Annotated in this window: 17 protein-coding genes; 11 read left to right on the forward strand and 6 right to left on the reverse strand. The window is 70.7% G+C overall.

All coding sequences use genetic code 11. The features are described 5' to 3' along the window. The first annotated feature begins 7 nt into the window (after window positions 1-7). From OG885_RS07620 to OG885_RS07640, 5 genes are read left to right on the forward strand one after another with little or no spacing between them, the layout of a single operon-like run. Entirely contained in the window at window positions 8-847 is an 840-nt protein-coding gene (locus OG885_RS07620; RefSeq protein ID WP_405727988.1) for a carbohydrate ABC transporter permease, read from the forward strand. After that, window positions 844-3,768, forward strand: coding sequence for a glycoside hydrolase family 2 TIM barrel-domain containing protein (locus OG885_RS07625; protein WP_405727991.1), 2,925 nt, complete (start codon window positions 844-846; stop codon window positions 3,766-3,768). The genes OG885_RS07620 and OG885_RS07625 overlap by 4 nt, the downstream gene beginning before the upstream one ends. Window positions 3,769-3,803: 35 nt before the next feature. Beyond that, a complete protein-coding gene (locus OG885_RS07630) occupies window positions 3,804-5,627 on the forward strand; it encodes a LamG-like jellyroll fold domain-containing protein (RefSeq protein ID WP_405727994.1) in 1,824 nt (607 codons plus the stop codon). Window positions 5,628-5,643: 16 nt separating this feature from the next. Continuing rightward, complete coding sequence (locus OG885_RS07635; RefSeq protein ID WP_405727997.1) at window positions 5,644-7,311, forward strand: histidinol-phosphatase; 1,668 nt, start codon at window positions 5,644-5,646, stop codon at window positions 7,309-7,311. A gap of 56 nt (window positions 7,312-7,367) precedes the next feature. Further along, on the forward strand, window positions 7,368-8,207 hold the full coding sequence (locus OG885_RS07640) for a PaaX family transcriptional regulator C-terminal domain-containing protein (RefSeq protein ID WP_405728000.1): 840 nt from the start codon (window positions 7,368-7,370) through the stop codon (window positions 8,205-8,207). Window positions 8,208-8,214: 7 nt separating this feature from the next. On the opposite strand, the gene fxsT is transcribed toward OG885_RS07640, so the two are convergent. The 6 genes from fxsT to OG885_RS07670 form a co-directional block, all read right to left on the reverse strand. Next, window positions 8,215-12,156, reverse strand: a complete 3,942-nt coding sequence (fxsT, locus tag OG885_RS07645) for an FxSxx-COOH system tetratricopeptide repeat protein (protein ID WP_405728003.1) — start codon at window positions 12,154-12,156, stop codon at window positions 8,215-8,217. Beyond that, window positions 12,143-13,426, reverse strand: a complete 1,284-nt coding sequence (locus tag OG885_RS07650; RefSeq protein WP_405728006.1) for a TIR-like protein FxsC — start codon at window positions 13,424-13,426, stop codon at window positions 12,143-12,145. Before OG885_RS07650 ends, fxsT begins: the two co-directional genes overlap by 14 nt. Before the next feature lie 104 nt (window positions 13,427-13,530). After that, window positions 13,531-13,986, reverse strand: a complete 456-nt coding sequence (locus tag OG885_RS07655; protein ID WP_405728009.1) for a MaoC family dehydratase — start codon at window positions 13,984-13,986, stop codon at window positions 13,531-13,533. Between the two features lie 8 nt (window positions 13,987-13,994). Then, complete coding sequence (locus tag OG885_RS07660; protein WP_405728012.1) at window positions 13,995-15,500, reverse strand: acyl-CoA synthetase; 1,506 nt, start codon at window positions 15,498-15,500, stop codon at window positions 13,995-13,997. Window positions 15,501-15,510: 10 nt separating this feature from the next. Beyond that, window positions 15,511-16,386, reverse strand: coding sequence for an amidohydrolase family protein (locus OG885_RS07665; RefSeq protein WP_405728015.1), 876 nt, complete (start codon window positions 16,384-16,386; stop codon window positions 15,511-15,513). Continuing rightward, window positions 16,386-17,303: an SDR family NAD(P)-dependent oxidoreductase gene (locus tag OG885_RS07670; RefSeq protein WP_405728018.1), complete on the reverse strand. Its 918-nt coding sequence runs from the start codon at window positions 17,301-17,303 to the stop codon at window positions 16,386-16,388. The genes OG885_RS07665 and OG885_RS07670 overlap by 1 nt, the downstream gene beginning before the upstream one ends. Before the next feature lie 192 nt (window positions 17,304-17,495). Here OG885_RS07670 and OG885_RS07675 point away from each other — a divergent pair, with 192 nt between their 5' ends. The 6 genes from OG885_RS07675 (at window position 17,496) to OG885_RS07700 (ending at window position 23,173) form a co-directional block, all read left to right on the forward strand. Then, window positions 17,496-17,915 (forward strand): MarR family winged helix-turn-helix transcriptional regulator, encoded by a 420-nt coding sequence (locus OG885_RS07675; protein ID WP_405728021.1) that lies wholly within the window; start codon window positions 17,496-17,498, stop codon window positions 17,913-17,915. Next, the gene (locus OG885_RS07680; protein ID WP_405728024.1) at window positions 17,912-18,688 is read left to right on the forward strand and encodes an IclR family transcriptional regulator; all 777 of its coding nucleotides are present in this window, start codon (window positions 17,912-17,914) and stop codon (window positions 18,686-18,688) included. The genes OG885_RS07675 and OG885_RS07680 overlap by 4 nt, the downstream gene beginning before the upstream one ends. A gap of 112 nt (window positions 18,689-18,800) precedes the next feature. Continuing rightward, a complete protein-coding gene (locus OG885_RS07685; RefSeq protein WP_405728027.1) occupies window positions 18,801-19,982 on the forward strand; it encodes a sensor histidine kinase in 1,182 nt (393 codons plus the stop codon). Then, the gene (locus tag OG885_RS07690; RefSeq protein ID WP_405728030.1) at window positions 19,979-20,665 is read left to right on the forward strand and encodes a response regulator; all 687 of its coding nucleotides are present in this window, start codon (window positions 19,979-19,981) and stop codon (window positions 20,663-20,665) included. The genes OG885_RS07685 and OG885_RS07690 overlap by 4 nt, the downstream gene beginning before the upstream one ends. A gap of 174 nt (window positions 20,666-20,839) precedes the next feature. Beyond that, window positions 20,840-22,942, forward strand: coding sequence for an MMPL family transporter (locus OG885_RS07695; protein WP_405742637.1), 2,103 nt, complete (start codon window positions 20,840-20,842; stop codon window positions 22,940-22,942). Window positions 22,943-23,008: 66 nt separating this feature from the next. After that, window positions 23,009-23,173: a hypothetical protein gene (locus OG885_RS07700; RefSeq protein ID WP_405728033.1), complete on the forward strand. Its 165-nt coding sequence runs from the start codon at window positions 23,009-23,011 to the stop codon at window positions 23,171-23,173. Window positions 23,174-23,232: the final 59 nt, after the last annotated feature.

Genomic DNA, 23,232 nt, shown 5'->3' on the forward strand with positions numbered 1-23,232 from the left:
GCGCATCATGACTTCCATCAAGGGATCTCGCCGCAGAGGGATCGCGCTGCATCTCCCGCTGATCATCGGCACACTGATCTCGGCCTTCCCGTTCTACTGGGCCGTGATCATGTCGACGCACAGCTCGACGGAGATCTTCTCCTACCCACCTAAGCTGCTCCCGGGCACGCACTTCCTGGAGAACGTCCGCAATCTCTTCGACGCCATCGACTTCTTCGGGTCGATGTGGAACTCGCTGCTGGTCGCGGTGTCGGTGACCTTCCTGGTCCTGCTCTTCGACTCGCTGGCCGCCTTCGTCTTCGCCAAGTTCGAGTTCCCCGGCAAGAACGTGCTGTTCGGGCTGCTCATGGTCATCTTCATGGTGCCGGCGCAGCTGTCGGTCATCCCGCAGTTCGTGATCATGGCGAAGATCGGCTGGATCGGCTCGATGACCGCGCTGATCGTGCCGGCCGCGGCCAACGCGTTCGGCATCTTCTGGATGCGCCAGTACATGAAGTCCGCCATCCACGACGAACTCCTCGACGCCTCCAAGCTCGACGGCGCGAATTTCCTGCGCCAGTACTGGCATGTGGCGCTGCCGGTGGTCCGCCCCGGTCTCGCCTTCCTCGGCATCTTCACCTTCATGGGCCAGTGGAACGACTTCGCCTGGCCCCTGATCGCCCTCACCAACCCCGACAACGTGACACTGCAGGTCGCCCTGTCCCAGCTCAACGGCACCCACGGCACCACGGACTACGGCATCGTGATGACGGGCGCGCTGCTCGCCCTCATCCCGCTGCTGATCGTCTTCGCGGTCGGCGCCAAGCAGATCATCGGCGACCTCGCGAAGGGAGCCGTCCGCGGATGAACCACGATCCGCTCATCGCCCTGCGCCCCTGGGAGGCACCCGAGGTGACCTCCTGGGGGCGGCTCCCCATGAACGCCGTCGACCGGCGCTCCGGATCACTCCCCCAGGACGGCGACTGGCGCTTTCGGTTGCTGCCCGTTCCGGACGCGCCGGTCGGCGGTCCCTGGTCGTCGGCGCACGTCCCCGGCGTCTGGACGATGCAGGGCACGGACGACCTGCCGCAGTACCTGAACATCCGCATGCCGTTCGAAGAGTTCCCGCCTTTGTCGCCCACTGAGAACCCGACGGGCGTCTACGAGCGGGAAGTGGACGTCCCCGCCGACTGGGCCGGACGCCGGATCGTCCTCCAGGTCGGCGCCGCGGAGAGCGTGCTGCTCGTGCACGTGGACGGGCGGCCGATCGGCCTCTCCAAGGACTCCCGTCTGGCGGCCGAGTTCGACCTGACGGGCCTCGTCACGCCCGGCTCGTCCAGCACGCTGCGCCTCACGGTCGTCAAATGGTCGGACGCCTCGCACATCGAGGACCAGGACCAGTGGTGGCACGGCGGAATCACCCGCTCGGTGCTGCTGTACGCCACGGACCCGCTGCACCTCGCGGACGTGACCGTACGGGCCGCGTACAGCGGCGAACTGCGCGTCGACTGCCAGGTGCGGGACAGGGGCGGGGCGCTGCCCGAGGGCTGGTACGTCAGCGGGGACCTCGACGGTCTCCCGCTGACGCAGGACACGGAGTTCGACCGCCTCAACACCGAGGACGAGCGCGTCTCCGACTTCCTCGGTGAGGCCCGGATGCGAGCCACCGTCCCCGATGCGCGCACCTGGAACGCCGAGACGCCCGAGCTGTACGGCCTGACCGTCCGACTGCACCGCGCGGACGGCACGGTGGCCGACACGTCGTACCACCGGATCGGCTTCCGTGACGTCGAGATCGTCGGCCGGGACCTGCTGGTCAACGGTGAGCGGGTCTACATCCGGGGCGTCAACCGCCATGACTTCCATCCGCTGACCGGGCGGACGGTGTCGTACGACGACATGCGCGCGGACCTGGTCCTGCTGAAGCGCTTCGGTTTCAACGCGATCCGCACCGCCCACTATCCGAACGACCCCGCTCTGTACGACCTGGCCGACGAACTCGGCTTCTACGTCGTCGACGAGGCGGACATCGAGTCCCACGACCACGCCCACGAGATCGCCGACGACCCGCGCTATCTGAACGCCTTCGTGGACCGCGTCTCCCGGATGGTGCTGCGCGACAAGAACCACCCCTCGGTGATCATCTGGTCGCTCGGCAACGAGTCCGACTACGGGGCCAACCACGACGCGGCCGCCGGCTGGGTGCGGCGGCACGACCCGACGCGGCCGATCCAGTACGAGGGTGCCGCCAAACTGGGCTGGGCGGACCCGGGGGTGGCCTCCGACATTGCCTGTCCGATGTACGCGCCGCTGGAGGACTGCGTGGCGCACGCGCTGTCCGGCGAGCAGACCAAGCCGCTCATCCAGTGCGAGTACTCGCACGCCATGGGCAACAGCAACGGCACGCTGGCCGACCATTGGGCCGCCATCGAGTCCACCCCGGGTCTTCAGGGCGGGTTCATCTGGGAGTTCTGGGACCACGGAATCCTTCAGCGCGTGAGCGACGGAAGACCGGTCGGGCGTGGGGGCGCCGGGCTCTATGACAACGGTGTCGCCGCGCCCGGGTACCGCTGGGCGTACGGCGGCGACTTCGGCGAACGCCTCCATGACGGGGCGTTCATCGCGGACGGCGTGGTGTTCCCGGACCGCACGCCCAAGCCGGTGATGTACGAACACCGGGAGATCGCGGCGCCGGTCCGGATCGAGGCCCACCGGCACGAGGGCATCGTGCTGGGCAACCATCAGCACTTCCGGGGCCTGGACTGGCTGTCCGGCGAGTGGGAGCTGTCCCTGGCCGACGGCCGGGTGCTGACCGCGCCGGCCGACCTGCCCGACCTGCGACCCGGTGAGACCGCGGCCGTGCCGCTCCCCTTCGCGCTGCCGGTGGACGGTGGGGAGGCATGGCTGACGCTGCGGGTGACGACCGCGCGGGAGGAGGCGTGGGCGCCCGCGGGGACCGTGGTGTGTCTGCCGCAGGTGCGGTTGCGGGAGGCGGCCCGCGTGGTGTTGGCGAATCGTTCTTCCTCGGCGCCGGTCGAGGTCGACACCGAGGGTCTCCTCGTCCACCCCCTCCTCGCCGCCTCTCCCGCGCTCTCCCTGTGGCGGGCGCCCACCGACAACGACGAGCTGGGCGGCATGGCGCTGCGCTGGCGGGCCTGGGGCCTTGACGCCCTGGTCCGCAAGGTCGTCGAGGTGCGCCGGGACTCGGACCGGGTCACCGTGCTGGCCGAGTACGCCGCCGAGGTGGGTGTCGTACGGCATGTGCAGATGTTCACGCCCGTCGAGGGCGGGGTGCGGATCGAGGAGTCGGCCGAACTGCCGGACGCCCTCGCCGATGTGGCGCGGGTGGGCTCCGTCTTCGAGACCGTGCCGGGGATCGACCTGATGGAGTGGTACGGGCCCGGGCCCTGGGAGTCGTACCCCGACCGCCGTACCGCGCCCGTCGGCCACCACTCGGTGCCGGTGGACGAGTTGTTCACCCCCTATCTGCGGCCTCAGGAGAGCGGCGGCCGCAACGGCGTACGGCACTTCAGGCTGTCGGCGCCGGACGCCACCGGGCTCGCGGTCGCGCTCGACGAGCCTCGCCAGGTGTCGGTGACGCGCTACCGGGCCGCCGACCTGAGCGCGGTGGCCCACCACGACCAGCTGGTCCCGCGTGCCGGGTGCGTCGTGCACCTCGACGCGGCCCACCGGGGTCTCGGCACGGCGTCGTGCGGCCCCGACACCTTCCCGTCCTATCTCGTCGCACCGGGTGTCCACCGCTGGAGCTGGACCCTGAGCGTTCTCTGAACTCCCCTGGTTTTCACCCCCTTTACGGAGCACACGTGTGCACTTTGCCTGAACACGGGTCCGAGCATGCCCAGGCGGGCGCCGGACGGCGCAGCTTCCTACGGGCGACAGCCCTGTTGGGCGCCGCCGCCACGGCCGGGGTCGCGCTGCCGACCGCGGCCGAGGCCGCCTCCGCATCGCGTGGGCGGCCGGACACCGACAGCCGTCGCTTCACCCTCGCCGTCATGCCCGACACCCAGTACCTCTTCGACGGGCCGAGCATCGACAAGGCGCCGGTCGAGGCCTCCCTGCGCTATCTGCTGGAGCACGGGAAGGACGAGAACATCGTCTTCCTGTCCCACCTCGGGGATCTCACCCAGAACGGGTCCTCGGCCGAAGTCGCCGCGATCAGCGAGGCGTTCAAGCTCCTTGACCGGCGCGGGGTCGGCTACAGCGTCCTCGCCGGCAACCACGACGTGAAGTCCTCGACGACCGACCAGCGCGGGGCGACGCCCTATCTGGACGCGTTCGGCCCCGACCGGTTCAAGGGGAAGTCCACGTTCGGCGGGGCCTCCGCCGACGGCTACAACACCTTCCACCTCTTCCGGGCCGCGGGCCGGGAGTGGCTGGTCCTCGCGCTGGACTGGCGGCTGTCGGACCAGGGGTACGCGTGGGCGAAGGACGTCCTGGCCGCCCACCCGAGGACACCGGTCATCCTCACCACGCACGAGCTGGTCGTCGAGGACGACACGCTGTCCGCGTACGGGCAGCAGCTGTGGGACCGGCTGGTCGCGGACCACGACCAGATCTTCCTCACCCTCAACGGCCACTACTGGCCCGCCGCCCGCGCAACCCGCAAGAACGCGGCCGGACATGACGTCCATCTGCATCTGACGAACTACCAGAACCGCTATTTCGGCGGGGCCGCGATGATCCGGCTCTACCGCTTCGACCTGGACCGGAACGTGATCGACGTCGAGACGGTCTCGCCGTGGATCCTGGGCCGGGCCGGGAAGGGGCTCAACGAGCTGGAGCGGCAGGAGATCGAACTCAGCGGTGACGCCGACCGGTTCACGGTGGACATCGACTTCGCCGACCGCTTCTCCGGCTTCGCGCCGGTGCCCGCCCGTCCGGCCCGTCCGGTGTCGCGGATGCTGATACCGGGCACGCTGGCGTACTGGCGGTTCGACAGCGCGGTGACGGACAAGGTCCGTGACCTGTCCGGGCGCGGCAACGACCTCGGCCTCGTGTCCGTGGGCGGCGGCACGCTCGGCTGGTCGTCCGACCATCACCCCGACCAACCCGGTCACGGCAGCCTGGAGTTCCAGGGCTACAAGTCGCCGCTGAAGGGCGCGTATCTGCGCACGGTCGACGGCGCCCCGCTCAACTCGGCGACGTTCAAGGCCGGTTACACCATCGAGGCCTTCTACCGCCTCCCCGCCGACTGGGACCCCGACCACCACGCCTGGTCCGGCATCGTCAGCCGTACCGGCACGGGCGGCGCCGCCGGCAAGACCGCGGACGACCCCGACGAGCCGCTGGCCACGCTGTCCCTCTCCAACGACCGTGAGCCGCAGTGGGCGATGCGCCCGCTGAACCAGGAGGGCATCGCCACCAACTGGGGCCAGGAGACGCCGCTGGAGACCTGGTGGCACCTGGCGATCGTCAACGACGGCCGGCACACCACCCTGTACGTCGAGGGCTGCCCGGTCGTCCGCAACCCCAGGGCGACGTCGACCGGCATCGCCTCCGTCGGACTCCCGTGGCTGCTCGGCGGCTACGAGTACGGCGGGAAGATCGACCAGATCCTGCACGGACGCCTCGGCGACGTCCGCATCGTCGAACGGGCGCTGCCCGTCACGTCCTTCATGAACCACTGACCTGTCGAGGACCGTCATGACCGAACAGCAGCTGCCCTCCTGGGCCGACCCCTCCGTCTCCCCCGCCGACCTCGACCCGCAGGGCCTGTCGAGGCGCGGGCTCCTGCGCGGCGCCGGTCTGTTCGGCGCGGCCTTCGCCCTCGGCGGGGCGGCCTTGCCCGCCGAGGCCGCCCAACAGCGGCTCGGCGGCGACGACCCGCGGCTCGCCTACCTCGTCGGCGACCACCACATCCACTCCGTCTACAGCCACGACGCCAAGTACACGTTCTCCCAACAGGCCGGGGCCGCCGCCAGGTACGGCCTGGACTGGATGGTGTTCAACGAGCACTCCAACTTCGGCCACGCCGCGTACGGCGCGAAGCTGGAGCACGCCGAGATCGTCAAGGCCCGCGCCGAGAACCCGCGCCAGCTGATCTTCCAGGGCCTGGAGTGGTACATCCCGGCCGCCGAGCACTGCACGGTCTTCGCGGCCCCCGGCCCCCACGAGACCGATCTGCTCACTCAGTTCGAGCTCGCCTACGACGGCAAGCTCCTCGGCTACACCGAGGGCTCGGCCGGCGCGACCGACACCGCCCGCAACGAGGCGCACGCCGTCAAGGCGATCAAGTGGCTGGCGGAACAACGCCGTTCGGGCTACGTCGACGATGTCCTGGTCATCGCCAACCACCCTCTCCGCCTCGGCATCGACTCCCCGCACGAGATCCGGAACTGGCGGGACGCGGCCCCCGAGATCATGATCGGCATGGAGGGCGCACCGGGCGCCCAGGGCGCGGCCCTGCCCGGCTGGCGCGGGGCGACGTCGATCCGCGGCGAGTACGAGAACAAGCCGTCGGCGCAGTCCTGGGCGGGCTATCCGGCCGAGGCGTATGTGACGTACGGCGGCTTCGACTGGGCGACGGCGACCGTCGGCGGCCTGTGGGACTCGATGCTGGCCGAAGGCAGCCTGTATTCGATCACCACGAACTCCGACAACCACCGCACGGTCTTCGACACCTGGAAGAACGGCGACTGGCCGGCCGGCCAGAACTTCGACAACACCGGCAAGCTTCCCGACCCGGTGAACACCGACACCCCGCAGCCGGGCAGCGACTTCTGGCCGGGCGAGTTCAGCCGCACCCACGTCGGCGTCACCCGCTACGGCTACCGCGCGGTCATGGCGGGCCTGCGCGCGGGCCGCGTCTGGCTGGACCACGGGCATCTGCTCGACGGCCTCGACGTCCGCCTGAAGCGGGACTGCGACGCCGGCCGGGGCGTCACGCTCGGCGGCCGGCTGCGGGTCCGCAAGGGCGAGAAGATCAGCCTGTACGTGACGGTCACGACCGCGTCCCGACCCAACCCCCAGGGAATCCTGCCGGAGTTGGCGCACGTGGACGTGATCCGGGGCGCGGTGCGCGGACCGGTGACCGACCGCGACTCCTGGCGGGCCCCCGACACGAAGGTCGTGCGGACGACGGACGTGAGCGGCCGCAAGGGGACGTACACCCTGCGCATCCCGCTCATCGCCGGGGACGAGTCCTTCTACGTCCGGCTGCGCGGCAGCGACGGCAACCGCCATGGCGCGGGCTACCTCGGCGCGTCGATCGACCCCCACGGCCCGATCCCGCACACGCCAGGTGACGGTGACCCGTGGGCGGACACGTGGTTCTATTCGAACCCCGTCTTCGTCGACGTGGCGGGTGCCTGACGAAGTCCTCGTACCACCAGGTCACCAGCTGAATCGGAGGGAGGTACGGTGGCCGCGTGACCACGGAAGAGTCGCTGCGGCCCCAGTCCCTCATGCTCACGTTCCTGGGCGACCAGGTGCTCGGGCGTGACGTCTGCGTGTACTCGGGCAGCGTCATCGACGTGTTCGCCCGTGTAGGTGTCGGCGAGCAGGCGACGCGCTCCACCCTCACCCGCATGGTGAACCGCGGCCTGCTGCGCCGGCAGCGTGAGGGCCGCCGCATGTACTTCGGCCTGACCGAGCACTCGGCGGCGGTCCTGCGGGACGGCGAACGCCGCATCTGGCAGACCGGCGCCGTGAACCGCCACTGGGACGGCACCTGGACCCTCCTCGGCTTCTCCCTCCCCGAGTCCTGGCAACGCCAACGCCACGACCTGCGCTCCAAACTCACCTGGTCCGGCTTCGGCCCCCTGTTCAGCGGCCTGTGGATCGCCCCCGGCGAGGTCGACGTCGCCGAACTCGTCGCCGACCTGGGCCTGTCCGCCCACGTCAAGGTCTTCCGCGCGCACGCCGACGCGGGCATGGACATCGGCGCGATGATCGAGGAGACCTGGGAACTGGCCGAACTGGCGGAACGGTACGAGGCGTTCGTCAGCCGCTGGCAGCCCTGGCAGACGCGGGCACCGGAAGCCGACGAGGCCCTGGCCCAACGCCTCCTCCTCCAGGCGGAGTGGCTCCGGGTCATCCGGCGCGATCCCCGACTCCCGGTGAAGCATCTGCCGGACGACTGGCCGGCGGAGCAGGCGGAGAAGACGTTCCGGGCGGTGCACGAGCGACTGACGCCGCTGGCTCGGGAGGCGGCGGAGCGTCTGCTGGACCTGGTGGCGGTGCGCGACGCCGTGGACGACGAGGGCTGAGCCGGTCTCATACGAGCGGCGGCTCCAGGTCCCTAGGGATGAGGCGGCCGTCGCGCACGCTGACCGTGTAGGGATGCTCCCCGCCGAGCATCTGCTCGAAGTCGGCCAGTGCCTCCTCCTGCAGCTGAACGGCGTCAGGGACACGATCGAGCGCATGCAGGGCGATCGCGAGGTTGGCGCGGGCCACGACCGTGTCCGGATGCTGGGCCCCTACCGCGATCCGGAACCCGACGACGGCCGCCCGCGCCAGTTCCTCGGCCTGGGCGGGCTCCCCCAGCTGGGCCAGCACGGTGGCCAGATTGACCGCGCAGGCCAGGGTGTAGGGGTGGTGCTCGCCCAGCACGGTACGCAGGGTGGCGAGGGTGCTTTCCAGCAGAGGCCAGGCCTGGTCTGCCGCACCCGAACCTCCCTGGAAGATGCCGAGGTTGTTGACGGCGGTCAGCGTTGCCGGGTGGCGTTCGCCGAGTGCGGCGCGGTACTGCCCCGCGATGTCCTGCGCCAGGTCCAGGGCCCGCTCCTGAGCACCCGTGGCATAGAGATCGCAGGCGTGGTTCAGGGTGCAGTCCAGGACATCCGGGGTGGTTACGGGGGTCTTGCGTAGCTGGTGGTGCTCAAGGGTCCGTTCCGTGAGGATCCGGGCGTCGTCAGCCATGCCGGTCCGGCGCAGGGAGACCGCGAGGCTCTTGGCGGTGCGCAGGGTCTCCGGGTGGTCCTCGCCCAGTATCCGCTCGTAGTGCTCGTAGGTGCTGCTGAGCTCCGCCACCGACTCCTCGTAGCGGCCCGTCTCGCGGAGGTCGCGCCCCAGGTTGGCGAGCGTGGACAGCGTGTGCGGGTGCATGCTGCCGAGGACGACGCGGCGGCGTTCGTAGATCTCCGCGTCCAGGGCGTGGGCGTCGTCGTAGCGGCCGAGGAGCCGCAGACACAGGGCAAGGTTGTTGCGGGCACTGAGTGTGCGCCGGTGACTCTCGCCGAAGAGGTCCTCGAAACCCAGGTGGGCCTCGGTGGCCAGTTCCAGTGCCTCCTCGAAGCGACCGAGGCTCCCGAGGTCGGCCGCCAGCGCCGTGGCCGTCATCAGGATGTGCTGATGGCCCGGTCCCAGCAGGGTGCGCTGTCCGGACAAGGTCACGAAACCCAGCTCCGCCGCTTCGGCGTACCTGCCCAACGAGCGCAGCACATCGCCGGCCTGGCACTGCAGGCGCAGCAACTGGGTCTGCAACTCCTGGTCATGACCATCGGCCAGCCAGCTCCGCCATCGGGTGCGCAGGTCGTCGGCGAGCGAGAGGGCTTTGTTCAGATCGCCGCGACGCCACAGGTGGCGCACCTGGTCCATGAGCAGTTGCCGGACCTCCGGGTCACGGGAGTCCGCGGCGTTCGAGGCCTTGAGGTGCGGCAGGATCGACTCGAACTGGGGGCCGTTCTCCAGATCGTCGACAGGCTCGATGCCCGAGGGCCGGGCCGCGGCCAGGATGCGGTGGACGGTGTGCCGTGCCTCCTGCTGCTCCGCTTCGGTGAGCCCGAACCGGATCACCGCTTGCACGAGCCGGTGCACCTGGATCGACTGCTTGGCCGAGTCCACTCGCGCGAGGGCGAAGCGACCGATCTCCTTGATCGCCCGTCCGACGGACAGCCGGTCCTGGAGCGTGGGGTCCAGCACGCTCAGCACTCTGTCGTTCTGCAGCAACCTCAGGGAGATCGGCTCGGCGCCGAAGAAGGCGCACAGCTGGAGCAGGCGCACAGCAGCTGGTGAATGCTGTTTGAGACGTTCGATGGAGACGTTCCAGGTGGCGCCGACCGGCTCCGGATAGTTCGCGGGCCGGCCGACCGACATCACTTCCACGGCCTGCCGCTCCAGTTCGGCGAGGTAGGTGTCGACGGGGGTGCCGGTCTCGGCGAGCCAGGCACCCGCCTGATCGACGGCAAGGGGCAGGTCGCCGACTGCTTCGGCGACGCGTTCGGCGTCCTCGTGATCGAGGTCGGTGGCCCGGAGCAGAAGCCGTTCGACGCTCTCCTCGCGCAGGAACGGTTCGATCTCCAGCACCTCGGCGTACTGCTGCCAGGCTCTGTTGCGGGTGGTGACGAGCACGCATGGGGTGCCGCCCGGAAAGTGACGACTGACGTCCTGTGGCTCGTCGGCGTTGTCGAACACCAGGAGGCAGCGCAGGCCGGGTGTCTGCCGCAGGTGGTCGCGGGCTTCCCGGGCGGCCTCGGCGGTGTCGCCGCCGGACCTCAGGCCCAGTCGGCGGCCCAGCTCGGCGAGGGCGTCGACCACGTGTTCGTCCTGTTCGGCGGAGATCCACCAGACGACGTCGTAGTCGGCGGCGAACCGGTGTGCGTACTCCAAGGCGATCTGCGTCTTGCCGACACCTCCCAGTCCGCACAGGGCGTACGGCGCGCGAGCACCGTCGGCGGCGCGGTGGCGCAGGCCGTCACGCAGCTTCTCCAGCAGGGCGCCGCGACCCGTGAAGTGCGCATTGCGCGGCGGGTCGTTCCAGATTCGGGGCACTGTGTCGGGGAAGCGGCTGTCCAGGTCGGTGACGCCATCGGGCCGTGCCACGGGCTCGGCCGGCCGGCCCAGGGCTGTCAGCAGAGCGTTGCCCGCGCTCCGCTCGTCCCGGCCCACCAGGTCGGCCCAGGGCCACTTGCCGAACACCGCTGTCGGAGAGACCGGGCCCACGCGGACCGCGACGACCTGCCCGTGTTCGTTGCGGTCTGCGCCGGTGGCTGCTTCCCAGGCGCGACGGGCCCGTGCCGAGCGCTGGAAGGCCGGGGAGAACAGGAAGAGTGTGCGGTCGGCCGACCCTTCGGTGCCCTCGCCCGCGCCGCCGACGCACCGCATTGACACTCTGAACCCGGCCCTCAAGAGCAGGTCGGCGATCCAGTCGGCCCACATGCGGTCCTCGGAGACATGGACGAGCCTCAGCTGGGCCGGAAGGACGAGGCGGGCCCGGCTGAACTTCGTCCGGACGCCGTCGCGCACATCCCGCGGCATGCGGGGCAGTCGGGTGACGGCCCGGTCGGTGACGACGCCGGTGAGGCGCTCGTACGCCGCCAGGAGGGAAGCGGGGTTGTCCGGATCGTCACTGAAGGCGGCCAGGGTCTCCTCGTAGGCGTAGTAGGGGCGGTACGGAATCTCCACCGCTCCCCAGTAGGCGGCGAGGCCCTCCTCGTCCAGGCCCGTCGGCAGACTGTCGAAGCGTGCCCTGGCCAGGGCCCGTCCGGCGTCCGCCTTCTCCTTCTCGCCCTCGTCGATGCGCATGGGGACGGGCAGAATGCGGATACTTCGGCTCTGGAAACGGTCGTGGATGTCGTGGGCGACGGCGGCCGCGCCGTCGATGCTCTGGCCGCTGAGGGTGAAGCAGTCCACGAGGATGTCAGGGAGGTGCGCGGTGCAGATGTCGGCGATGTCCGAGAGGCCGGTGCGGCTGTCGATGAGGACGTAGTCGTAGTTCTGCCGCATGTCCTCACGCAGCGCGTCGAGGAACAGGCCGCCGCCGAGCCGGTCGTAGAAGTTGTCCCAGTCGAAAGTGGCGATCGTAGAGGCGTAGTCACGGTTCTGCCGGCCGGCGAGCACCAGGTCGAGGGTGCCGGGCACCGGGAACAGCCAGTTCAGGGAGACGGCATGGCGTTGGACGCGGGCGTATTCACGATGCCAGTCGCGTGCTCGCTCCTCCGTTTCGGCGCCGTCGGTGGTCGCGGCCCAGGCGTACTCCCTGAGCAGGTCGATGACGCCCGTCGTGGCGCGAACGGTGCCCGGGTCCAGGAAGGGATGGAAGAAGCGGTGCAGGCCGGGGGCCTCCAGGTCCCAGTCGACGGCCAGCACACGGTGCCCGTTGGCGGCCAGGATCCAGGCGACGTTCGCGAGGGCCATGGTGCGGCCGGTGCCACCCTTGTACGAGTAGAACGTCACGATGCGGCCCTGGCTAGGGCCCTGTCGGTCATCCCCGCTCATCGTGACCCTCCTTCTCGTCCCCCGGGTGGGGTGCCGGGGACCAGGCGTCGGAGCCGCCGAGGCGGAAACGCGGAGTGGCCTGACCGGGCGGCGGCAGCGGTCGGGCTCTCCTGAGGTACTGGCCCTCCGCCCAGCGGACGACGCGTGGGAGCACCTCGCGGAAGGACCCCTCGTCAGGCACCCCACGCACGGCGGCCCGGCACGCCTCGCGCCCCTGGCGCACCCGTCGGGGCAGGGTGGCACCCAGGTCGGCTGCGAGTTCGTGCTCGATCTCGTCACCGTCGGGATCGTCGTCGTTCCAGGGCACGACGAGGCCGACGGGAGGTGCGTCGCTGTCGTCGAACTCGCCGAGCCGGGTGCGGTGTTCGGGGTCGCGCAGCATCCAGCGGTCGAGGAGCAGCACCTCCGGGGCGTCGGCGGGCGGGGCCGTGTGGTCGAACTCGCTCACATCGGCGCGGAAGTCGAGGCCTGCGGCGATACCGGCGGCCACCTGGGCGACCGGCCGGTCGGACGCCGGGTGGTAGGGGTTCCAGTGCAGCGGTGTGGGGCCGTAGTACTGCGTGCTGCGCCCTTCGGGCAACCGGTCGAGTGTGCCGGCCGCCACGCTGATGCGCAGTCTGCGCCCGGCCGCGGGCCGTGCCGCGAAGGCGTCACGCGCGCTGCTGAGGCCGTCCGGGGTGCCGTGCTCCACGGCGACGCTCTCGCCGACCTCGACGATGCGCCGGGCCAGGTGCAGCACGGCCTTCTGGTAGTCGCGCCGGAACGCGTGGACCTTGGCCAGTCCGTACAGTCCGTACGTGCGGTAGCGGTCGCCGAGTTCGGGATGCGCGTACTGCACCTCCTTCACACAGTCGGGAAGTCCTCGGTCCGGCACCGGCGCCCACAGTGCCGGCACGATCGCGCTGGGTGTGCCCCGCCCTTCCGGGTCCCGATGGCATGCCCTGCGGTCATGGAACGCGGCCCATTCCCTCCCGCACCAGGGGCTGATGAAGTAGCGCGGCGAGTACAGCGGCACGAAGACCCGGCAGCCGCCGAGCGAGTCGGCGAGTTCGTCGCTCCAGATCTGGCCGGGTCCTATCGTGCGGTCCATGAACCCCGGGGCGCCAGGGTGCGCGGTCAGGTTGCGGATGTGCTCGCACAGATCACGGAAGAGGCGGTACACCCACAGGTCCGGGTCGGACGCGTCGGAGCCGGCCAGCGGAATGTGGGCGTAACTCAGGAAGAAGTAGGGCGCGTTGGCATCCTCCCCCGACGGCTGCGTCAGCTTCACGCGACCCCCCGATCACGTCCCCCGGCCCCTGCACCCCCTGGGGGTGAACACTCAGTGTAGGAACTCCGGGGCTCCCTGTGACGCTCACGGGAGGAATGCGCCGGTTATGCGTAGAACCGCGAAAGACTCTGCAACACCGCCGCCGGCTTCCCCCCGCCCTCGATCTCGATCACCCCGTCGACGGCGATCTGCACCCCGCCCGCCACCTCCTCGACGTCCGCCAGCTTGCCGACCAGCCGAATCCGCGAGCCCACCTTCACCGGGGAGGGGAAACGGACCTTGTTCAGGCCGTAGTTGACCTTCGTCGTGACGCCCTGGACGTCCAACAGCTCGGTGAACAGGGGGATGAAGAGGGAGAGGGTCAGATAGCCGTGGGCTATCGGGGCGCCGAAGGGGCCCTCCGCCGCGCGCTCGGGGTCGACGTGGATCCACTGGTGGTCGCCCGTGGCGTCGGCGAAGGTGTTGATGCGGGCCTGGGTGACCTCGATCCAGTCGCTGGTGCCCAGGTCGGCGCCGGCCAGCTTCTTGAGTTCGTCGAGGCCGTTGACGGTGATGCTCATGGGGTTCCTTAGCTGTTGCCGTAGCGGGTACGGACGCGGGACTTGAGGAGTTTTCCGGAGGCGGTGCGCGGCAACTCGGCCGCGAGCACCACCGACTTGGGGATCTTGTATTTGGCGAGGCGGCCGGAGAGGGAGGCCAGCACGTCGTCGGGGTCGAGCGAGGCACCCTCGCGGGGGACGACGACCGCGCGCGGGACCTCGCCCCACTTGTCGTCCGGCACGCCGATGACCGCGCACTCGACGATGTCGGGGTGGGTGAGGAGCAGGTCCTCGATCTCGGCGGGGTAGATGTTCTCGCCGCCCGAGATGATCATGTCCTTGAGGCGGTCGACGATGAAGACATAGCCGTCCTCGTCGACGCGGGCGGCGTCCCCGCTGCGGAACCAGCCGTCCGTGAAGGAGGCGGCCGTCTCCTCGGGCAACCCCCAGTAGCCGGGCATGACATGGGGGCCGCGGATGACGACCTCGCCGGTCTCTCCGACGTCGACCGGCGCCATGTCCGGTCGTACGACCCGTACATCGCTGAAGAAGTGCGGCACGCCCGCCGAACCGGCCTTGGTGACCGCGTGTTCGGCGTCCAGGAAGAGCGTGCCGGGGGAGGCTTCCGTCATGCCGTAGCCCTGGAGGAAGGTCAGGTCCCGCTCCTGATAGGCGGCGATCATCGCGGTGGGGACGGGTGAGCCGCCGCAGGTGAGGATGCGGAGGGAGGAGAGGTCCGCGTCCGGCCAGCGCGGGTGGCGGGCGATCTGTTCGAACATCGTCGGGACGCCGAACATGAAGGTGATCCGGTGGCGTTCGATCAGGTCGAAGGTGGTCGAAGGGTCGAAGGCCTCCACCAGGACGCAGGTGCCGCCCTTCAACAGGACCGGCAGCGTCAGCATGTTCAGGCCTGCCGTGTGGAACAACGGGGCCGAGACCAGGGCGCGTTCGTCGGCGATCAGGTCGGTGTCGACGAGGACGTTGAGCGCGTTCCAGGTCAGGTTGGCGTGGGTGAGCATCGCGCCCTTGGGGCGGCCGGTCGTACCGGAGGTGTACATGATGATGCAGGTGTCGTCGGCGGCGACCGGTTCGTCGATCGGGTCGTCCGTGGCCGCTCTCGTCAGTTCCGCCTCGTATCCGGCGCCCACCTCCACGTACGCCCGCACGTCCGTGTCGCCCGGCAGGCCCGCCACCAGGCCCGCGTACTGGGGGCCGTAGACGAGTGCCCTGGTGCCGGAGTCGCTGAGCTGGTAGGCGATCTCCGGTCCCGCGAGGCGGATGTTGAGGGGGACGAAGACCGCGCCGAGGGTGCCCGCCGCGAACAACGTCTCCAGGTAGGAGGGGTGGTTGGGGCCGAGGTAGGCGATCCGGTCGCCGCGCCGCACGCCCCGGGCGCGCAGTGCGTGGGCGAGGCGGGTGGTGCGCTCGTGCAGTTGCGCGTACGTCCATGCCGTGTCGCCGTGCACCAGTGCGGTGCGGTGCGGGGTCTTGCGGGCCCGGCGTGCGGGCCATGACCCCAGTCCCTCGTTGCGCATCTACAGCCCCTTATGGCTTGGTCAGCCCGAGCAGACGGGCGGCGTTCTCCTTGAGGATCCTCGGCCTGACCTCGTCCTTGATCGGCAGCTTCGCGAAGTCGGCGAGCCAGCGGTCGGGGGTGAGGACGGGGAAGTCGGAGCCGAAGAGGACCTTGTCCTTGAGCAGGGTGTTCGCGTACTGGACGAGTTGCGGCGGGAAGTACTTCGGGGACCAGCCGGAGAGGTCGATGTGGACGCCCGGCTTGTGCGTGGCGACGGCGAGGGCCTCGTCCTGCCAGGGGAAGGACGGGTGCGCCAGGATGATCTTCAGATGGGGGAAGTCGGCCGCCACGTCGTCCACGTGGAGGGGGTTGGAGTACTTCAGGCGGATACCGCCGCCACCCGGGACGCCGGCGCCGATGCCCGTCTGGCCCGTGTGGAAGAGGGCGATCGTGCCGGTCTCCTCGATGACCTCGTAGAGGTCGTACGCCACCGAGCGGTCGTTGGGGAAGAAGCCCTGGATGCTGGGGTGGAACTTGAAGCCCTTCACCCCGTACTCCTCGACCAGGCGGCGGGCCTGCTTGACGCCCGCCTTGCCGCGGAAGGGGTCGATGGAGGCGAAGGGGATGAGGACGTCGGAGTTCGCGGCCGCGGCCTCCGCCACCTCCTCGTTGGGGACGGGTGCGGTGCCGGTCGCCGATTCCGCGTCGACCGTGAAGATGACCGCGGCCGTCTTCCGCTCGCGGTAGTAGGCGGCCGTCTCCTCCAGGGTCGGCTTCCGCTTGCCCTCGACCTTGAAGTAGGCGGAGGAGGCGTCGTGCAGGTCGTCGTCGAGGGAGGAGTGGCCCTTCGACGACACCTCCGCGTGGGTGTGTACGTCGATGGCGACAAGAGACTCCAGGTCCATCACGCCTCCGGAAGCTTCGGGGCCGGAATGCCCACGGTCTGGAGCTCGGCGCCCACCGACGTCGGGAAGGCGTCGGCCAGGGTGTCGGGGGTCCAGCCGCCGTCGGCGTACGCCGTGCTGATCTCCTGCGGGTGTGACCAGAGTGCCACCTTGTCACCGCCGATGCCGATGGCCTGGCCCGTGATGCCGCGGGCGGCCTCGGAGGCGAGGAAGGGGACGAGGGCCGCGCAGTCCTCGGGGGTGCCGAAGCCCTCGCCCTTGCGGAGGAAGTCCGGGAGCGGCTCGCCGTCCCTCATGGCCTCGATGTACGGGGCGAAGGCAGGGATCGTCTCGGTCATCGCGGTCGCGGCGACGGGCACGATCGCGTTGACGGTGATGTTCGCGCGACCCAGCTCCATGGACCAGGTGCGGGCGAAGGCGGCGATGCCGGCCTTGGCGGCGGCGTAGTTGGTCTGGCCGAAGTTGCCGCGCTGGCCGGCCGGGGAGCCGACCAGGATCAGGGAGCCGCCCTCGCCCTGCTCGCGCATCCGGACGGCGGCGGCGCGGGCGCAGGTGAAGGTGCCCTTGAGATGGGTGGTGATCACCGCGTCGAAGTCGTCGTCGGTCATCTTCCACAGCACCTTGTCGCGCAGGATGCCGGCGTTGGTGACGAGGATGTCGAGCCGCCCGAACTCCTCGACCGCGCGGTTCACGAGCCGCTCGGCGGCCTCGGTGGTGCCGACCGGGACGACCTCGGCCACGGCCGTGCCGCCGGCCTCGGTGATGGACTTCACGGCCTGCTCGGCGACGGCCTCGTCGATGTCGTTGACGACCACGGAGGCGCCGTGGGCCGCGAGGGCGTGCGCATAGGCGAGGCCGAGGCCCCGGCCGCTGCCGGTGACGACGGCGACCTTGCCGGAGAGATCGATGCTGGGCACGGGAGGGGTCCTTTCAGCATGAGTACCGCTTCGAGATCGAAGCTAAGAGCAATAATTGTTGACGTCAATAGTTGTTGGCCACCGACGGGTACGTCATGCTGGAATCCGCATGCCGTACCGACCCGACCCTGGGAGCCCGCCATCACACGCCAGCACGCCACCCCGAAGCCCATCGACGCGGACGAGCCGTGGATGCGCGGGTTGCACGCGGACACCGGCTACCTGCTCTACCGTCTGGGGCTGCGCTCCGGTCAGCTCTTCAACACGTTCCTCCAGGAGTCCGGGCTGCGGCTGCGCCACTACGCGGTACTGCGCTATCTCGCCGGCTCCGAGGGCGCCCTCCAGCGGGAGCTGAGCACCCGGCTCGGCTACGACCCGAGCGCGATCGTCGGCCTGGTCGACGACCTGGAGAAGCTCGGCCTCACTGAACGCCGCCCCTCTCCCGACGACCGGCGCGGCAAGATCGTCCTCCTGACCGGGAAGGGCCTCGCCTTCCTCCGCGACACCGACGAGGCGGGGCTGCGGGTGACCAACGACCTGCTGGAGCCGCTCGACGCCGGGGAGCGCGACGCGCTGCACGCCCTGCTGCTGAGGATCGCCGACCAGCCGTGACCGGCCAGCCGAGGGCCCGTTCACGCGGCGCCGCCACCGCGCCCGACCGGCTGCTGTCCGTGCTCGGCGCGTTCGACCACGGGCATCCGGCGCTGAGCCTGACGGACATCAGCCGGCGGGCGGGGTTGAGTCTGACCACCGCGCACCGGCTGGTGGGCGCGCTCACCGAGTGGGGCGCGCTGGAGCGGGACGACTGCGGCGTCTATCACGTGGGGCTACGGCTGTGGGAGGTCGCGGCCCTCGCCCCGCGCGGTCTCGCCCTGCGGCAGATCGCGCTGCCGTACCTGGAGGACCTGTACGAAGCGACGCACGAGAACGTGCAGTTGGCGGTGCGGGACGGCACCGACGTCGTGTACATCGAGTGGCTGTCGGGGCGTTCGTCGGTCGGCGTGCACATCAGGGTCGGCGCCCGCTGGCCGCTGCACGCCACCGGCGTCGGGCTGGCGCTGCTGGCCCACGACACCCCGGACGCGCAGGAGCGCTACTGCGCGGGCCCCCTCGCCGACTTCACCCCGTACACGATCACGGAACCGGCCCGCCTGCGCCGGGTCCTGGCCGAGACCCGGCGCACGGGGGTCGCGGTGAGCGACCGTCAGGTCACCGACGACGCCCTGTCGGTGGCCGCCCCCGTACGCGGACGGGGCGGGGCGGTGCTGGCCGCGGTGTCGATCGTGGTGCCTCAGGTCGACGCACAGGTACCGGTGTTGATACCGGCGGTGCGGGTCGCGGCGCGCGGGATATCGCGGGCGCTGGGGTGGCGCCCGGAGAAGTGAGGGATCCCCGGGCGGGGTCGAGTCACCCGCGGCGGATATCCCTCGCATCGGCGAGGCACCGCCCCCGAGCCCCTCGCGATACTGGGACGGCCCCTGCCCCGAGGAGCCGTCGATGTCCGCTCAGTTCTGGTTCGCGCCGCTGGTCGCGCGGGTGCGTACGGCGCATCCGTACGTCGTCGACACCGCGCTCGCCGCGCTCGTGCTGTTCGCCGCCTCGCTCCAGTGGATCTTCCCCGACGAGGGAGGCGACCGGCTGACCTGGCAGGGCTGGCTGCTCGGCGCGGCGACCGCGGTGCCGCTGGTGTGGCGGCACCGCGCGCCGTTCGCGATGGCGTGCGCGGTGTCGGCGGCCACCCCCGCGCAGGCGCTGTACCACGCACCGCCGCCGGACCTGATGTACGGCGGGTTCGTGGTCCTCTACACCATGGCCGCCCGGGGCCTGCCGTGGCAGCGGCGCTTCATGCTGGTCGGCTGGGCGATCGGTGTCTCGCTCGTCATGCTGCACAAGGAGAGCCCGGAGCCCTTCGAGTACGCCTTCCAGCTGATGAGCGTGGCCTGCGCCTACGCGTTCGGGGTGCTCGCCCGCGTCCAGCGTGCCTACACCGCCGAACTGGAGGACCGGGCACGGCGGTTGGAACGGGAGCGGGCCGCGGACACGGCGCGGGCGACGGCCCAGGAGCGCGCCCGCATCGCCCGGGACATGCACGACATCCTGGCCCACGCGGTGAGCCTGATGGTGGTGCAGGCCGAGGCGGGACCGGTCGTCGTACGCAGCGATCCGGCGCGCGCGGAGGCCGCGTTCGAGGCGATCGCGGGAGCGGGGCGGGACGCGATGGCGCAGCTGCGGCGCATCCTCGGCGTCCTCAAGGAGGAGCAGCGCAACGGGACTTCACCGCAGCCCGGCATCAGGGCCCTGCCCGCCCTGGTCCGCCAGGTCGGCGAATCGACGGGCCTGCGGGTGGAGTTGAGCGCTACCGGCGAGCCCCTCCCTCTCCCGCCGGACACCGACGTCGCGGCCTACCGGGTGACGCAGGAGGCGCTCACCAACACGGTCAAGCACGCGTACGCTTCCTCCGCGACCGTCGAACTCGGCTGGACGGAGGATGCGTTGACGCTGACGGTGACCGACAACGGGTGCGGGCCCACGACGCCGGGCGGCGGGCACGGTCTGATCGGCATCCGGGAGCGGGCCGCGGCCTGCGGTGGTGACGCGCGGGCCGGGCGCGGTCCGGACGGCGGCTTCCAGGTCGTCGTACGGCTTCCGGCCGGTGACCGGCGGGCGGCGCCGGGGTGAGCATCCGGGTGGTCGTCGCCGACGACCAGGAACTCGTGCGCAGCGGCTTCAGCATGATCCTGGAGGCGCAGGCGGACATCGAGGTCGTCGCCGAGGCCGCGGACGGCGCGGAGGCGGTCGCCGCGGTGCGCCGACACACACCGGACGTGCTGCTCCTCGACATCCGTATGCCGGTGATGGACGGCCTGGAGGCGGCCCGCCGGGTGTGCGGACAGTCCGCGTGCAAGGTCGTCATGCTCACCACGTTCGACCTGGACGAGTACGTCTACGAGGCCCTGTACGCGGGCGCCAGCGGCTTCCTGCTCAAGGACGTGCGCCGGGACGACCTAGTGCACGCCGTGCGGGTCGTCGCCGCCGGGGACTCGCTGCTCGCGCCCGCCGTGACCCGTCGGCTGGTCGCGGACATCGTGCGCCGCCGCCGGGAGGAGGCCACGGCGGAGGTCACCCCGGACCGTCTGGGCGTCCTGACGGCCCGCGAGGTGGAGACGCTGCGGATGCTGGCGCGGGGGCTGTCCAACGCGGAGATCGCCACGACGCTGTTCGTGAGCGAGCACACCGTGAAGACCCATGTCAGCAATGTGCTGAACAAGTTGGGGCTGCGAGACCGGGTCCAGGCGGTGATCTGCGCCTATGAGACGGGTCTGGTGGTGCCGGGGTCGTCCGGCGAGAACGACGGACCGTGATCGGGAGCGGTTCGCCGCGCCCGGTCAGGCAGTCGCCTCCCCCGCGCGAGTGAGTCGCCGTCCCCTCTCCCCCGTACGACGGAGCCCCGGAAACCGCTCCCTCCGGCGATCCGGTACCGCCCCCCTCGCCGCGAGCCTGAGGGCATGTCAACCGACGCCTCGCCGGGAGGGACCGTGCTCTCCACACTCGCCCGGACGGCCACGCGCCGTCCGCTCACCGTCATCGCCCTGTGGGTGCTCTTCCTGCTGCTCGGCTTCGGGCTCGGCACAGGGGTTTTCGGACGTCTGTCGGACAACGTGCCCGAGGTGCCGGGCACCGAGTCGGAGGCGGCCGCGGAGTATCTCGACCGGGTCGACCCGTCCGGCGACTCGATCACCGCCGTCGTCGAGGGCACCGCCGTCACCGACCCCGCGCTGCGGGCCCAGGTCGAGCGGGCGGTCGCCGACGTACGCGAGATCGCCGGCGTGGCCGCCGTACCGGACCCGTACACGACGCCCGGTCTGGCCGCCGAGGACGGGCGGGCGCTCCTCATCCCCGTGGCCCTGAAGGGCGGTCTCGGCGACGACGCCGAGGAACGGGCCGTGAACGACGCGGCCGACCGGATCAAGGAGATCGACGCGCCCGAAGTCCATGTCAGCGGCGGCCCGTTGCTGGGGCTCCAGATCGGCGAAAAGGCACAGGAGGACGTGCGCAACGCGGAGTTGATCTCCCTGCCCGTCGTCCTCGCCCTGCTCCTCGTCGTCTTCGGCGGGCTGCGCTCGGCCGCGCTGCCCCTCGTCATCGCGGTGAGCGGCATCGCCGGCGCGTTCCTGGCGCTGTTCCTGTTCAGCTCGGTCACCGACATCTCCGTGTACGCGATCCAGGTGACCACGATGCTGGGGCTCGGACTGGCCGTGGACTACGCCCTGTTGATGCTGGTCCGCTTCCGTGAGGAACGCCGCAGGACCGAGGACGTGGTGGAGGCCGTACACCGTGCGGTCGCCGCGGCCGGACGGACCGTGCTGTTCTCCGGGCTCACGGTGGCGGTCAGTCTGACCGGGCTGCTGGTCTTCCCGAGCGTCTTCCTGCGCAGCATGGGCCTGGCCGTGGCCGCCGTGGTCGTCGTCGACATGCTCGCCGCGGTCACGCTCCTACCCGCGCTGCTCACTCGCTTCGGCAGGAAGATCCCGCCCGCGAAGGACCGGCCGCAGGACGAGGAGGGCCGTGCCTTCGCCCGCCTGGCCCGCTTCTCCGCACGCAACCGCATCGCCGTACTGGCCGTGATCGTCCCGGCCCTGCTGGTCCTCGCCCTGCCCGTCACCGGCATGCGGATCAACCTCGGCGACGCCCAGCAGTTGCCGTCGAGCACCGAGGCACGGCAGTTGTACGACACCGTCGGCGCCCACTTCCCGCCGGGCACCGGTGTGGCCACGGTCACCGTCGTCCTCAAGCCCGGCACCGACGCGGCGACCGCCGACCGGATCCGCGCCCTGTCACCGCGCGCCGAGTCCCGGGAGCTGCCGAACGGCACCACGGTCATGGAGCTGCCGCCCTCCGGGAGCGTGGACGGGGACGCGGCCACCGGCCTGGTGGAGCGGGTCCGTGACCTGCGCGGAACCGCGCCGGTCGAGGTCACAGGACCCGCCGCCCGGCTCGTCGACTTCCGGGCGATGCTCGCCGACCGGGCGCCCTGGTCCGCGCTGACCGTGCTGGCCGGCATCTTCGTCCTGCTCTTCGCCTTCACCGGCTCGGTCCTGATCCCGCTGCGCACCATCGCGACGACCCTGCTCAGCCTCGGTGCCGCGCTCGGCGCGGTGGTGTGGGTGTTCCAGGACGGTCACCTGGCCGGGCTCCTGGGCGCCGAGGGCCTCGGGTCGCTGAGCCTGACGGCACCGCCGCTGATCATCGCCATCGCCTTCGGTCTCGCGATGGACTACGAGCTGTTCATCCTGGCCCGGATGCGCGAGGCCCGGCGGGCCGGCGAGGACGACCGGGAGGCCGTCGTGACGGGTCTGCGCCGCTCGGGGCGGGTGGTGACCTGCGCCGCGCTGCTCCTCGCGGTCGTCTTCGGCGCCTTCATGACGGGCGGCTTCTCCCCCATCCTCCAGATCGGGCTCGGGCTCACCCTCGCGGTGCTGATCGACGCCACCGTCGTACGCATGCTGCTCGTCCCGGCGACGATGGCGCTGCTCGGGCGGCGCGCCTGGTGGGCGCCGAGGCCGCTGCGCCGGGTGCACGACCGGTTCGGGCTGAGCGAGGAGGCGCCGGCCGCGCCGCGGATCCCGACGAACGTCTGACAGCCATGAGCAGGGCCCGGCTTTCACGCCGGGCCCCGTTTCCCTTGGGGCGGCTACAGTTTTGTCATGGGTGGGGACACGGGGGAACGGCCCACGCGGCCGTGCGAATGGTGCGGTGTGCCGGTCGAGCAGCCGCGCGGGCGGTGGCGTCGGCGGAAGTTCTGCAGCAAGGCCCACCGGCGCAGGAACCGGGCGGTGGAGGCCGTGTTCGAGTTCCTGGACTTCTGGTAGCGGTCCGCCCGGCACGGTCCTCACCGGAATCTCAGCAAGCGGCACGGAGATTCAAAGGA

The sequence above is a fragment of the Streptomyces sp. NBC_00028 genome (genome assembly GCF_045041065.1).
GTDB lineage: Bacteria > Actinomycetota > Actinomycetes > Streptomycetales > Streptomycetaceae > Streptomyces.